The 12,521-nt window shown below is 55.1% G+C and carries 20 protein-coding genes; 17 read left to right on the forward strand and 3 right to left on the reverse strand.

Going from position 1 to position 12,521, the window contains the following annotated elements; translation table 11 throughout:
• The first annotated feature begins 5 nt into the window (after window positions 1-5).
• The 4 genes from YA0848_RS31650 to YA0848_RS31665 are packed head-to-tail and all read left to right on the forward strand — an operon-like array spanning window position 6 to window position 1,849.
• Window positions 6-383 carry a hypothetical protein gene (locus YA0848_RS31650; protein WP_034097528.1) on the forward strand — a complete coding sequence of 126 codons (378 nt, stop codon included), beginning with the start codon at window positions 6-8 and terminating at the stop codon, window positions 381-383.
• Window positions 384-385: 2 nt separating this feature from the next.
• A complete protein-coding gene (locus tag YA0848_RS31655; protein WP_198712630.1) occupies window positions 386-778 on the forward strand; it encodes a hypothetical protein in 393 nt (130 codons plus the stop codon).
• Between the two features lies 1 nt (window position 779).
• Complete coding sequence (locus YA0848_RS31660; protein ID WP_198712629.1) at window positions 780-1,436, forward strand: hypothetical protein; 657 nt, start codon at window positions 780-782, stop codon at window positions 1,434-1,436.
• Complete coding sequence (locus YA0848_RS31665; protein WP_198712628.1) at window positions 1,433-1,849, forward strand: phage tail terminator-like protein; 417 nt, start codon at window positions 1,433-1,435, stop codon at window positions 1,847-1,849. The genes YA0848_RS31660 and YA0848_RS31665 overlap by 4 nt, the downstream gene beginning before the upstream one ends.
• On the opposite strand, the gene YA0848_RS36830 is transcribed toward YA0848_RS31665, so the two are convergent.
• Window positions 1,846-2,196, reverse strand: a complete 351-nt coding sequence (locus tag YA0848_RS36830; protein WP_350310306.1) for a nuclear transport factor 2 family protein — start codon at window positions 2,194-2,196, stop codon at window positions 1,846-1,848. The genes YA0848_RS31665 and YA0848_RS36830 overlap by 4 nt on opposite strands.
• 156 nt (window positions 2,197-2,352) lie before the next feature.
• On the opposite strand from YA0848_RS36830, the gene YA0848_RS31675 reads away from it, so the two are divergent.
• The 4 genes from YA0848_RS31675 to YA0848_RS31690 are packed head-to-tail and all read left to right on the forward strand — an operon-like array spanning window position 2,353 to window position 3,924.
• Window positions 2,353-3,000 (forward strand): phage tail protein, encoded by a 648-nt coding sequence (locus YA0848_RS31675; protein WP_169903614.1) that lies wholly within the window; start codon window positions 2,353-2,355, stop codon window positions 2,998-3,000.
• Between the two features lie 11 nt (window positions 3,001-3,011).
• Window positions 3,012-3,392 carry a phage tail assembly chaperone gene (locus YA0848_RS31680; RefSeq protein WP_198712626.1) on the forward strand — a complete coding sequence of 127 codons (381 nt, stop codon included), beginning with the start codon at window positions 3,012-3,014 and terminating at the stop codon, window positions 3,390-3,392.
• A 29-nt stretch (window positions 3,393-3,421) separates the two neighbouring features.
• Window positions 3,422-3,709, forward strand: coding sequence for a DUF1799 domain-containing protein (locus tag YA0848_RS31685; protein ID WP_198712654.1), 288 nt, complete (start codon window positions 3,422-3,424; stop codon window positions 3,707-3,709).
• Between the two features lie 59 nt (window positions 3,710-3,768).
• Complete coding sequence (locus YA0848_RS31690) at window positions 3,769-3,924, forward strand: hypothetical protein (RefSeq protein ID WP_198712625.1); 156 nt, start codon at window positions 3,769-3,771, stop codon at window positions 3,922-3,924.
• Here the strand turns inward: YA0848_RS31690 and YA0848_RS31695 are convergent.
• Window positions 3,921-4,106, reverse strand: coding sequence for a hypothetical protein (locus YA0848_RS31695; RefSeq protein WP_198712624.1), 186 nt, complete (start codon window positions 4,104-4,106; stop codon window positions 3,921-3,923). The genes YA0848_RS31690 and YA0848_RS31695 overlap by 4 nt on opposite strands.
• 218 nt (window positions 4,107-4,324) lie before the next feature.
• Between YA0848_RS31695 and YA0848_RS31700 the strand changes: the two genes are divergently transcribed.
• From YA0848_RS31700 to YA0848_RS31720, 5 genes are all read left to right on the forward strand, one after another.
• Complete coding sequence (locus YA0848_RS31700) at window positions 4,325-4,810, forward strand: hypothetical protein (RefSeq protein ID WP_198712623.1); 486 nt, start codon at window positions 4,325-4,327, stop codon at window positions 4,808-4,810.
• Between the two features lie 148 nt (window positions 4,811-4,958).
• Entirely contained in the window at window positions 4,959-5,414 is a 456-nt protein-coding gene (locus tag YA0848_RS31705; protein ID WP_198712622.1) for a hypothetical protein, read from the forward strand.
• Window positions 5,415-5,532: 118 nt separating this feature from the next.
• On the forward strand, window positions 5,533-6,327 hold the full coding sequence (locus tag YA0848_RS31710; RefSeq protein ID WP_198712621.1) for a hypothetical protein: 795 nt from the start codon (window positions 5,533-5,535) through the stop codon (window positions 6,325-6,327).
• Window positions 6,311-6,700, forward strand: a complete 390-nt coding sequence (locus YA0848_RS31715; protein ID WP_198712620.1) for a hypothetical protein — start codon at window positions 6,311-6,313, stop codon at window positions 6,698-6,700. Before YA0848_RS31710 ends, YA0848_RS31715 begins: the two co-directional genes overlap by 17 nt.
• 81 nt (window positions 6,701-6,781) lie before the next feature.
• The gene (locus tag YA0848_RS31720; RefSeq protein WP_198712619.1) at window positions 6,782-7,198 is read left to right on the forward strand and encodes a GNAT family N-acetyltransferase; all 417 of its coding nucleotides are present in this window, start codon (window positions 6,782-6,784) and stop codon (window positions 7,196-7,198) included.
• Between the two features lie 151 nt (window positions 7,199-7,349).
• On the opposite strand, the gene YA0848_RS31725 is transcribed toward YA0848_RS31720, so the two are convergent.
• Window positions 7,350-7,781 (reverse strand): TraY domain-containing protein, encoded by a 432-nt coding sequence (locus tag YA0848_RS31725; RefSeq protein WP_198712618.1) that lies wholly within the window; start codon window positions 7,779-7,781, stop codon window positions 7,350-7,352.
• Between the two features lie 94 nt (window positions 7,782-7,875).
• Between YA0848_RS31725 and YA0848_RS31730 the strand changes: the two genes are divergently transcribed.
• The 4 genes from YA0848_RS31730 to YA0848_RS31745 all read left to right on the forward strand — a co-directional run.
• Window positions 7,876-8,034, forward strand: a complete 159-nt coding sequence (locus YA0848_RS31730) for an Arc family DNA-binding protein (protein WP_198712617.1) — start codon at window positions 7,876-7,878, stop codon at window positions 8,032-8,034.
• Window positions 8,035-8,105: 71 nt separating this feature from the next.
• Entirely contained in the window at window positions 8,106-8,966 is an 861-nt protein-coding gene (locus tag YA0848_RS31735) for a BRO-N domain-containing protein (RefSeq protein ID WP_198712616.1), read from the forward strand.
• Window positions 8,967-9,058: 92 nt separating this feature from the next.
• Window positions 9,059-9,547 carry a hypothetical protein gene (locus YA0848_RS31740; protein WP_198712615.1) on the forward strand — a complete coding sequence of 163 codons (489 nt, stop codon included), beginning with the start codon at window positions 9,059-9,061 and terminating at the stop codon, window positions 9,545-9,547.
• Between the two features lie 57 nt (window positions 9,548-9,604).
• A partial coding sequence (locus YA0848_RS31745; RefSeq protein WP_198731494.1) for a phage tail tape measure protein occupies window positions 9,605-12,521 on the forward strand: 2,917 nt, incomplete at its 3' end.

Here is a 12,521-nt window from a genome sequence, read left to right on the forward strand (position 1 = left end):
AGCACATGACCGACTTCATCACCGTTGCCGATGTTGACGCCCAGCTCGGTCCTGACTGGTCCGGCACCGGTGATCCGGTCCTTGCTGTGACTATGGCAAACGCCTGGCTCACAGCCAAGATTAAGCGGGCTGTTCCTGATCCGGTTCCGGCCGAGATCAAAACAGCCGGCGCCCAGGTTGCCAAAGAGGCAGCGGCGGGCAAGCTGTTCACGGCCACGCAAAAGGAAGTGCAGAGCAAGACCGTATCCGCGCAGTCCGGCACGTCTGTGAGCAAGACCTACGTGGCAGGCTCCACCGATCAGTCAGCCGGCGTCAACTTCGCCATGGTGCTGCTGGAACCGTGGATCAAGCGCTCCAGCGTGATGATGCTGAAAAGGATCTGATCATGGGCATGCGTGAAGAGATCCAGGCCGAATTGGCCGAGTCGTTCGACGATCCTGATGGATTGGCCGACGCGGTTAAACCCGTGACGGGCGTGCGCAAGATCGCGGGCGAGTATGACCCGGACCTGGGCGGCGAAACGCCAGACAGCACCGTCACTTACACGGGGCGCGGTGTTCTGGGCAGCTACCTGTCCAAGGAAATCGACGGTTCCCTCATCCAGACTACCGACAAGAAGCTGCTGGTGCTGCAAAACGAACTGTTCGTGTCGGAGGCCGGTGTGCCAACGACGGTACCGGCTACCCCAGCCATTGGCGACATCATCAACGACCTGCGGGTGATGAACGTGTCCGCCGATCCGGCTGATGCAACGTGGACGGCCCAGCTGAGGAAGTGACATGGCGAACAAGTACGCGAGCATGAACGGCAGCTTTGCCGAGAACATTCGAGACTTCGCTGAGCGAGCCCAGGCTGGTATCGATGCAACCATCCGAGAGATCGTTATCGAGATCGGCAGCAGCGTTATCCGAATGTCGCCGGTGGGCAATCCAGAGATCTGGGCGGCGAACGTCGCTCATCGACAGAGCAACACCCGGGCGGCCGATGACTACGACTTCAATGTCGCGGTGCGCAACACGAACATCAACCTCAACGAATCAAACTTCACGAAGGCCGGCAAGCTGCGGCGCGGGGTCAAATACGCCAAGCCCCTGACCAAGACCGAGCGCGACCAGAACTTCAACGTGAACGGTTTGGTGGCAGGCAAGGACTACGTTGGCGGCCGGTTTCGGGGGAACTGGCAGTTTTCCATCGGCACGCCGGCGGAGGGCACGCTTGATCAGGTCGATCCGGCTGGTGGCGTGACGCTGGCTAAGCTGCGACTGCAGGTCCAGGCACTGACGGCTGGCGAAACGGCCTACATCGTCAATAACCTGCCGTATGGCATCCCGCTGGAGTATGGGCATTCAACCCAGGCACCCGGCGGCATGGTCCGGATCACTCTGGCCCGCTTCCAGCAGATCGTCGACGAAGCCACAAGGAACAACCAGGTATGAGCCACGCCATTATCGCGTCGATCTACGAGGCCAAGTTACTTGCCTGGAGCAAGGCGCGGGCAGAGCCGATCAAGGTCGTGTTTGAGAATATCCAGTATGACCCTGCGGACGGCGAGACCTACCTACGGGCATTTGCGCTCCCAGGCGATACCGCAAGTAGCACGCTTGCCGGAGATCACCGCGCTTTCATCGGCGTCTACCAGGTCAGCATTGTGGCTCCGGCTAATACCGGGAAGACAAAAACGAACCCGCTTGTGGGTGAGCTGAGCGCACTGTTTCCACTGTACGCGAGAGACACGAAGGCGGGCGTCACCGTCGTCACGATGTCATCGGTAGACCCTGGCCCTGGTATAACCGATCCACCCACGTTCACCGTACCTGTGTCGTTCGAATACCGAGCAGACATCGTTTAGTCAGGATCAAACGGGCGAGTAGGCGTCCCTTGATGGAATAGCATTTGCCAGACTCCAGCCTCAAGCTTCCAGATTGAAGTTCTCCGCGCGTATTGCCTTGGTGCTCCGTCGCGGCTGGATTGGGAGGCTTCGTATACCAGTAGACAAGCGTCCTTAGATATCACGGTCAGTTTGAAATTTCGCGCCAAGATATCAACGCGAGACCTTTGAAGCGGCAAGCTTTCAACGGTATCAGCTTTTGAATAGAAGGCCCCTGAACTACCAATTTCATGGAAGTCTTTGTGCAATAGACGATTGAGTTGCTCAGGGTCATTTCGGACACTTGCTTGATGCAAGCTGATCTCCATGTCTTGAAGCAGGTTGAGTAGCGAGACCTCTGTCACCTTGTTTTTCCCCTTTGCTCCATTCCAGATTTACCTGATTAGCACTTCCACCGCCCATAGGGCAAACCCAATAACCCGCCTCTGTGCGGGTTTTGTCATTTCTGAAAAGAGGAAATACCCATGGCCGTCTTTCTGCCGAATGGCTCTACCGTTGTCGTCGCATCCGGCTACGGCAATCCGATCGTCGTCACTGCGATCTCCAATGCTCTTGAAGCCTCGGTATCGGCGGCGGCTCACGGCCTCAAGGCTGGCGATTTTGTCGAGGTGACGTCTGGCTGGGCCCGACTGAACAATCGCGTGCTGCGCGTGAAAACTGCTACCGCCGACGCGTTTGTCCTTGAAAAGGCAAACACTCTCAACGTAGCGCGCTATGTTGCGGGCGGCGGCGCTGGCTCTGTGCGCAAGATCACGGACTGGGTGCCCGTCAGCCAGGTGACGGAATCCGCGAAGTCCGGCGGTGATCAGCAGAACGCAACCTACTCCTTTCTTGAAGAGGATGACGAGCATCAGATCCCGACGACCAAGTCGGCGATCGCGTTCACGCTCACTCTGGCTGACGATCCCGATTTGCCTCACAACGACGTGCTGATTGAGGCAGATGACGACAAGAAGCCTCGCGCCGTGAAGGTGAACCTCGCCGCTGGCGGCTGCATCGTTTACAACGCCTACGCCTCGTTCGACAACGTGCCGTCCCTCAACAAGAACAACATCATGACCGTCACCGCAGTGTTTGCAGTCGTCGCCAAATTCATTCGCTACGCGTCGTAAGGGAAGGGCTCATGGCTAAGTTCAAGTTGATCCAGAAGCCGACCTTCAAGGCGGCGGTGATGATCCAGCGTGCCGGTTATAGCGCCGAGAAGGTGGAGTTCGAGTTCAAGTACCTGGACCGCACCGCGCTCGCCGAGCTGTACACCGGCTGGAACGAGCGGCACGACGAGCTGAGCAAACAGGTAGGAGACATGGACCTCAAGGCATTCACGGCTGCTCAGATCGATCTGCAGGCCGACCAGCTGCTTGATGTCGTCGTCGGGTGGGATATCGAGGAGAAGTTCACGCCTGAAAACGTACGCATCCTCGTCAACTCGATCAACTCGGCCCCCAAGGCCGTGCTGAATGCCTACGCCGAAGCTTTCAACGAGGCCCGCCTGGGAAACTCCTAAGCGCTGCACGCGCGCTCTATGAGCCGACGCTGGAGGGCACGGATGCCTTCGGATTCACCGCGGAGGACTATGGTTCAGAGGTCGGCATCTGGCCGGACAACTGGGAGGCCTTCAAGGTCTTTGAGGCCATGAGCACCCAGTGGCGCACAGGTGCGTGTGGCGCAACAGGCATGGACTACAGCGTTCTCTCCGAGGTGATTCGGATGTGCGGCGTACCGATCCGTCAGCGACAAACTCTATTCAGCGACTTCCGCCGTATGGAGGCTGAAGCCCTGCAGGTGATGGCGGAACAGCGGGAGAGTGCGAGAGGCGCCTGACCCTCAGGCACAAGGACGTAAACAACCAACACGACGCGGCATGGCCGCAGGAGAGAAGCATGAGCGCAAACAAAGTGGTTACGAAAGAGCTGGAAGAGCTCAAGCGTGAGATTCAAGAACTGAAAGCTCGACTCAATGAAGAGTCGAGCAAGAGAACTTTAGCGGACGAAAGTCTCTCGTCTCGAGTTCATATGCTTTCGGCCAGCGCTCGTTAGCAAGTGTGTTCCTTGGCCGCCTCTTCCTTTGCCAACTGTTCAATTTGAGCGATGGTCAGGGAGTTTATCGGCGACGTTGGCGTTACCCAGATTTGGGTTTGAGTGCCTGACGCATTACTTTTGAGAGAGACCAGCAGACGACCATCTTCCGCGATACCTACGTTTGTAATATGAAACGACATATTGACCTCCAGGTCATAAACGCGCCGATATTGGCGCAATCCCAGTCCTTGGGCTTGCAGGCGTAGGACTGGGAAATCCTTGCGTGTGGCAGGAGGCTACTACCGAGGTCAGCCTGCACGTTACTGGAGTTTCATACAGGTTTTACGATCAGCCTTTGAGGTCGGAGTTTTTTGCGGCTTTCGGGTATCTTGTCTTATTTCCAATTGGGGCTCGAGTCATGGAGATGGGAAAGGTTTCCTTGGTTGATGTGTTGACACTGCTAATTGCCTTGGTGAGCTTGCTGGTGGCTGTGCGTGCATTAGGAAGAACTAAATCCAATGAGGTTTTCTCATTGCGTCAGAGCCTCGTGATCAAGTCTGAGCAGGCACGCTCAGAGTGGCACAAGCTGAATCGTGAAAATGAATCAATTATTAAACAAGTCCAATCGCGCTTTTCGGCGGAATTACCAGAGGTCGCTGTGATGATTGAGTTTCTTCTCGGACAGCGAGAGCATTTTCAGATGTGTCTCCGCGACGCGGCAGCGCTGGCGGAAGACATCCATAGGAATGTCGACAAGTTTAACGAAAAAAAGTGTCGGCTCTATCTGCGAGACATTGATCCAAGTTTGGAAATGCGCTCTCGCAATCGCGGCGTATTGCAGGGCCGGATGGAGGAGTTGATGGCGCGCTTGGAGGCAAGCTCTGGGCAAATGCATCAGCGTTAGTGCTTGAGTTCAGTGGAATGGATTCTCTACCGGGCTGAATCCAAGATCAGTTTTTCGCATCTGCTCCCCAGTGCTACAGTCCCCTCAAACCAAAGAGGGAACGACATGCGGATTTTGATAGCGGCGGTAGCGGTTTAGGAGCTTCAAGATGGGGTTCGCAACGACACTCTGGGAGTGGTATGGCGAGGGTGAGTACGGGCGGGTGCTTGCTGTTTGTGAAGCGTTTCCTGCTCTCGAGTTCTTGGCGATGAGTGCAGATCAGCAGCGAGAAGCTATCCCGGACTGCCCTGCATGCGAAGCGTGGTCTATATCAATGCTGCCGTTGAACGGTACGCTTACCGCCTGTGGCAGTGCGTTGCCAGATGAAGTTGGAAGCGGTTTGCACCGCATCTGGCAGCTATGCAATGGCCTGACTGAAGACTCATTTCATTGTGGCGACCGATTGATATTCGATCATCAAGATTGGCAGCCCATCCGTGATTCAGCCACTGATCTACTCAGGCTGATGGAACATCCGGAGATAAGCCCTTTTCTGAATGATCTGACGGTTGATTGCCATAACGAGGTCAATGGGTACGTTGCAGCAAAGCCCGAACGTTCTTAACAGGAACGAAACAAACCAAGCCCCGCGCTGGGCTTTTTGCATCTGGGACAGAATGGGCGTGGAGTTAGACAGCAAAGTGATGCTACATTTCCAAGCTACCACCTAGGATGCAATGGCCATGCAATTGCAAGCGAAATCGGCCATAGCCGAAATTTTTGAAGAGCGCCGACGGATCAGAAATTGCCTCGCCGAAAGCTATGTCCTTGACGAAGTAGCGAGTGAGCGTCTTAAGAAGCGAGTGTTAAAGGAGCTGCAAGATCCTGCCATCAGCTCTTCTCATAGAGCGGCCCTACATCATGAGCTCGGCGCGATCCTTGGCACGCAAGGTCGGGTTGAAGAGGCCATTGATCACTTTTCGAAGGCTGAACATTGGGGGTTTGATCGTATTGCAGTACCTTTCAGCATAGCGTTTGTTTATCTGTCTAATGGGCGCGTGCTTGATGCCCGATCGCTGATCGAGAAGGTGTATAGGGACGCGCCTGAAAATATTTTAGATCTTATAAAGGCTCATCAGGCGCAAGCCGGGATGGTTGGGGTATTTTTGGATACAACTGAGACAAAGCCCCCGTTCATTGGTGACTGCTCAGAAGCGGCCCGCATTCTGGCTAGCCGTGGAATCGATGATATTGAGCTGACTAAGAGGCTCGACACAGCATGCAGCGTAATTCGCCGCTGGATCAATCATCCGATTTTAGGCTTCAAAATCTTCGCGCAGGAAGGCGAGGGAATCCTATATCGATATCTGGTTAAAGCGCCGATCGAAGACCTTATGGCGTTGAACACTAAGATACTCGATGCGCTAATGGATTGTCATGATGGCCCTCTGGATCGAGAACTTTCCATCTGCGTTACGCCCTGGGCTCCAGAAGATGCAGGCGATGTACAGGAGGCTTACCGTGTCCGTATCAGCTGATGAGTTCCTGATTCTGGGTCGTCGCCTTCTAGAGGGCGAAAACGAAATTGATTTCAGATCTGCTGTCAGCCGTGGTTACTACTCCATCTACCACGTTGCTCAGGAGACTGCTAACCGTCTAGCACTACCTTGTGGTGTAAGAAGAGACGTAGGGGCGCATGAGCAACTTATAGCAAGGTTTGAGACAAAAGGGCCGGGGTTGAAGAAAATAGCGAGGCGACTTCGGGACAAGAAGCGTACCCGGTGCGTTGCGGACTACCAACTCGGTGAGGTAGTTACCAAAGACGAGGCGAGGCTTTTCGTTGCTGAAGTCGAAAGGCTTGCGCAGGAGATTGATGCAATCGGCCGCGGTCGACAGGAACTGGCCGAGTAACTTGAGTCAGTCATATGTGACCAGCAACAAGGCCCGGCAAATGCTGGGCTTTTTTGCATCTGCCGATTTGAGGAGTGAACTTTGGAGAAGTCCAGTCTTTCGTACGGGGAAAGCCATGATCCCGGCGCGGTGCAGGATCTGAGCTTTCTCGATCCGGGTACGCCTTTCGCGGAGGTGCATTATCCGAGTGATGACGCTGAACAGCGATGGTTCATCATAAGTCTTGCCGGGAAAGCCATAGGCTACTTCTCGACGGTCTGGCCGGAAAAGCTGGAGATCTACCAGTTCTTCATCTGCCCAGGCGCGCGACGAACTGGAGTTGGGACAGCAGCAGCACAAATGATCGTTAGAGATCTGCTTGCCGAGCACAAAGTAGTGTCGTTTTCCGTTGTGAATGAAGCGTCATACCATTTTTGGTGCAGAGCCCTGCATGGTTTCTCTTCTGCGGAGGATGGAGACACGCTAAGTATCACTCTATCCTCAGAAGATCAGGCATGAAAAAGCCCGGCGGGTCGGGCTCGGGCGTTACTGGGGATTCGTACAGGCGGGGTGGGGTGCGACCATCCGAAAGAGGGTCAGTCGTCATCGCCTGCGGACTACCTGACAATAAGTCATGTAGTTGAAACGGCGATGACTGCAACCTGAGTTCTTAAAGTTCGTCAAAATCAATCCAGAGATTTTCAGGGCCGTCCCATTCGTAGCGATAGCCAGCATCTGAAAGCATCTTACTGAAAGCCTCGAATAGTTTATCCATGTCGGCCTGAGGGATTGATTCGAGCTGGAGGTCTGCAAAGTCAGCCTTCGCCGATCCGTGCCCCATTGCCACAGCCTGGTTGATTGCCTGAAAGATTCTCTTCTTCATGGTTGACGGAATGCTCTGCCTGGCTATGGCTGACATCTGTTGCGCTTGCTTTGCTGGAATTAACGATTCGCCAGAATCGTCCTCAGTAAGCATGGTGAGATTTAAGCGAGCCACCACCTCGGCGGTCAGTGATCGCCCGCTTTCCTTGGCTGCACGCTCAAGCTCAGCCTTAAGGCTGGCCGGCATTCTGAAATTTACTTGAAGCTCTTCTTTGCTCATGCGGCGGATTCTGTAGCACTTTGCTATAGACGGCAATAAAGCAAAGTGCTTTAATCCAGTCCAAGCAAAGTGCTATACATAATGGAGATAAGGTATGAGCAGGAAAAACCCACAGTTCAATCTGAGGCTGCCGGAGGAGGTAAAGGAATGGCTGGAGCAAAATGCGAAGGAGAATTGCCGATCGCAAACGGCCGAAATTGTGTTCTGGCTGATGTCAGCAAAGAAGCGGCAAGAGCAGACAGCAACAGCATGAAACGAAGAAGCCCCGACGAGGTGAGATTCGTCAGGGCTTCGGAGAACGTTCAACGTACTAGGAAAAACGTCATGTCTAATAATAGCACAGCGGTATCGAATGTCATCCCGTTCAGGTTTGACAAGAAAGAAGTGCGAACCTTGCTGATTGATGACCAGCCATGGTTTGTCGCAGTGGACGTCTGCAACTCACTGAGCATTGTGAATGTAACGCGCGCATTGAGCCGGCTGGATGATGACGAGAAAGCCCTTCACAGTATGAAGGGTGCCCGTAGCATGCAGGAACTCAACGTTGTTAATGAGTCCGGCCTCTACTCTCTGATCCTGACAAGTCGCAAAGAGGATGCTCGTCGATTCAAGAAATGGATCACATCTGCAGTGCTGCCGGCAATTCGAAAACATGGTCACTACGTCGATTACCATGGCGCCATGGGTGACCTTGTCGGTGCGGTAATCGGCACCAGTGGCGAGCACGTCCTTGATCGAGTGATTGACCAAAAGGCCTCGCCAGTTCCTCATTCGCTTCAGCGCAGCTTCAAGCACACCATGAAGAGCCGGCTTCGCTCGCGCTTCAATGTGCAGCGCACCGCGCTCATTCCGGCTGAGTGCTTGTCGGAAGCGTGCAACTTTGTTGTGGCGTATGCACTAGAGGGCGAGTGGATTGGCCGACAAGAGAAGGGCGGGATTGTGCTGAGTGACGAAGAGGTGGGGCATTTGTATCTGCTGATGAGTCGACACTTCTGCCTCATGAAGGACCGTGAAGCTATTCTGTCATCGGCTCGTAGCCTCGAGTCGAGAGCGCTGATGAGAGTCTTCGACCAGATCAATGAAGGGCGCAGCTCATTCGCTGCGCTTGATGCTCGGAGGTCGGAAATTTACGGCATCTACCGTTCAAATGGAGCATCACCTGGCGGCTACGCAATTGTTGCTTGACCTTGACTGATCCCTGGCCCCGCCCATGCGGGGCTTTCGTGTTGCTCTCTCGTTGGTGATAAAGTCCCGCGATAACTCAACGAGGGAACGATATGAAAATATTCGTGGGGGCTTTGGCGCTCGTAGCGCTGGCAGGGTGTGGTGACCAAGGGCCTTGGGATGGGCCTGTTGGCACTAAAATGGGGGTTACAGCTTCTCAATTGGAGAAATATGTCGCCCTGTCAAAAGATGGGGGTGCCGATCCCCTGGGTCGAACGACCTACTTTTCTGCCCAGGCGCCAAAAAACGAGGCAGGCGCTGATAGGTATTCATATTTAATCGGTGGAAAATCTGGGTTGTGCGAGGTCGGCCAGTGGTTTCAGAGCATTAACTCTACAAACTCCGGCGTTGCAAAGTCGCTTGCAGATAAGTACGGGGCGCCAAACAAGGATGCCGCGCCAAGCTGGGGCGTGTCATGGACGGCTGGCGAACATAAGCTTGACCATGATCTTGAGTCCATCAGGATCAAGTTCAGCGGCCAAGAACCCCGTATCTCTGCCTATGTGAAATACACGTACAAGAACCTGAAAGACTGCAAGTAAATCTAATTCTGCAAAGAGCCCGCCTAGAGCGGGTTTTTTATTGCCCGGAGAAAACTGATGAGCACGAACTTCGCCTCGCTGGGCATTTCTGTCGAGTCTTCGCAGGCTGCAAAAGCTGCTGACGATCTGGACAAGCTGGTTGATTCGGCAGTTGATGCCGAGAAGGCGATTGATGACCTGGGCAAAACGGGCGAAGGGTTGGCCAGCACAGGAAAGAAGATCACCCAGGCCGAAAATGAGGTAACCCAAGGGGTCGAGAAGTCTACCGCCGCTATAGATCGCAGGTCCGAGGCGAGTCGTAAGGCATCCAGCAGTGCCGTAGCTGAAATCAACGTGATCAGCCAGCTTGATCGTGCCATTACCGGCAATATCACCAGTATGGAATCGCTGATGCAGGCTGAGGGCCTGCTTGAGCGCGCCAAGAAAGGCGGGCTGGTCACGATTGAGGAACAGGTCAGGTATCAGGAGCAGCTTGGCAAAGCGTTCGACAAGATCGAGAAGGCGGAGGCCAAGGAAACGGCTCAAAAGCAGCGCCTCATTGATGCGGAGAATCGCCAGATTGAGGCGCTGAAACGTACGGTCAACGGAATCGACCCTGTTACTGCGAAGCTGGCAAAGCTGGAGGCGCAGGAGAAGGCTGCGCACGAAGCGTTCCGTGTTGGAGCAATTGATGTCGAGGCTTACAACGTCGCCCTGGCGAAGGTCGGAAAAGATCGAGCGGGCGTTACCGAAGTAGGCGGAGCATTCGACAAGCTGAAGCTCGGCACTCGGCAAGCCCAAGAAAATGTTATGCAGCTCAGCAATGCCATTCAGTCCGGCGATTGGGGTAGTGGAGCGCGTGCAATTGCGCAGTTGGGCGCCGGCGCAGGCGAATCGGCGGGCCGAATGATTTCCTTGGCTGCCCCTGTTGCTCTGGTGACTGCTGCCATCGGCACACTAGCAGCCGCGTACTTGCAGGGCATCGATAGAGCAGAAAAACTCAACAACGCCCTTATTGTTAGTGGTGGGGCTGCGGGCAAGACAACCGCGCAGTTAACTGCAATGTCGCTAGCACTTGGGAAGGGGGGCAACCTTACCCAGGCGTCAGAGGCTCTTCTCGCAGTAGCTAGTTCTGGAGAACTCACAGGTAGTACTTTTGATTCCGTTGCGCGCGCCGCCACCGAGCTTTCGGTGGCCACAGGGCGGAGCTCTGGGGAAATCGCCAAGCAGATGGTTGGCAGCAAGGGGGACGTTGCTGCACTCGCAACTGAGTACAACCGCCAATACCACTTCATGAGCAGCGAAACTTACTCGCACATCAAGGTTCTGCAGGAGCAAGGCGATGAAATGGGGGCGCTGGAGACTCTCACTACGCAGCTTGCCGACTCAATGGCTAAGCGGAACAAGGATATTGAGGACTCGGCTCGTGGTGTCGTCGGTGCGTGGCGCGATGCGAAGAAGGCGTTCAATGACTACTGGGGGGAGTTCACGAGTCGTGCAGGCGCAGATAAGGATACGTTTACTCTGCAAGTCAAGCAGGGACAGCTCGAAGACGTTAAGGCCCTGCCTGAAAGCAATCTCAGAACAAAAGCCATTGCGAACCTTGAGCAAGAAATATCGCTCATCCAGCAGCGTATCGGCGCAAAGCAAAAAGACGCCGAGCAGGATGCCAAGACTGACGAAAAAACGCAGAAAGGCATTGATGCGGAGCGTGACCTTGAAGTTATTCGCAAGGCTGCCTACACAAACAAGCAAAAGCGAGATAAGGAAGAGGAAAAATATCTTCAAAAGATCGCTGACCTGCGTGAGGCGAACCCAAAAAGCCCGCTTCTTGATCAGAAACTGATTGATCGAGATCTGGAAAATATCCGCAACAAGTACAAAGACCCAAAAGCCGCTTCCACCCAAGTCGACCTGACCAGCTTCAACAACGCCAAGAACAACCTCTCCGATATCGTCAATGAATACCGAAACGCCCAAAAGGAACTGGAGGCTCAGCAGAAGGCTGGCGTGGTTTCGCTTTCGGACTACGCCAAGCAACGGTCGGCCCTGATTAACCAGGAAAAGGACGATGTCACCGCGGCATACCAGGCTGAGATTGATGCTCTGGAGGCGACGAAGGCCAAGAAAGGCACCTCGGCGGCGCAGAGCATCCAGATCGACCAGAAGATCGCTGATGCAAGGCAGGGGATGGTCAAGGCTCAAAAGGACGCCGACAGCCAACTGACGGTCATCGCCACAAACGAGAAGGGCCGTCTGGAGCAACTGACGGCCGCCTCCGAGGCGTACGTCAATCAGTTGGAGCGTCAGCGTGCGGCGCTTGCGGCTGCGGGCTCCCGCGCTGCAAATGGGCTGGGGCTCGGTGACCGCCAGGCGGGCCTGCAAGCCAGCCTCGACGCAACCACGGACAAGTTCAACGATGAGCGTGCCAAGCTTCTGGATCGCCGCAAGACAGCGCCTGACAAGTACAGCCAGGAAGACTACATGCGCGACCTGGCCAGCCTGGAGGATGCGGAAAGGAAGTACCGCGCCACGGTGGTCGACAACTACGACCAGATGTCGGAGGCCCAAGGCAACTGGCGTAGCGGGGCATCTTCAGCCTTCCAGAACTACCTTCAGTCTGCCAACGATGTTGCTGGCCAGACGAAAAGCTTGTTCACCAACGCCTTCAGCTCCATGGAAGACGCGGTGGCCAGTTTCGCCACCAACGGCAAGTTTTCGTTCGCTGACTTCACCAAGTCGATCATCGCGGACATGGCGCGCATCGCCACGCGGCAGGCTGCTTCCGGCTTGCTGTCGGGCCTGGCGGGCACTGCCATCGGCGCCTGGTTCGGTGGTGGCGGGTCGGCCGGTGCGACGAGCTTCGGCTCTGATATCGGCGGTGCGATCACGGCCAATGCCAAGGGCGGCGTTTACGACTCCCCAAGCCTGTCCAGCTTCAGCAACCAGGTGCACGATAAGCCGCAGATGATTGAGTACGCGAAGCGCGCGGGCA

Origin of the sequence: Pseudomonas sp. S4_EA_1b, assembly GCF_016307435.1 — a bacterium.
GTDB lineage: Bacteria > Pseudomonadota > Gammaproteobacteria > Pseudomonadales > Pseudomonadaceae > Aquipseudomonas > Aquipseudomonas rhodesiae.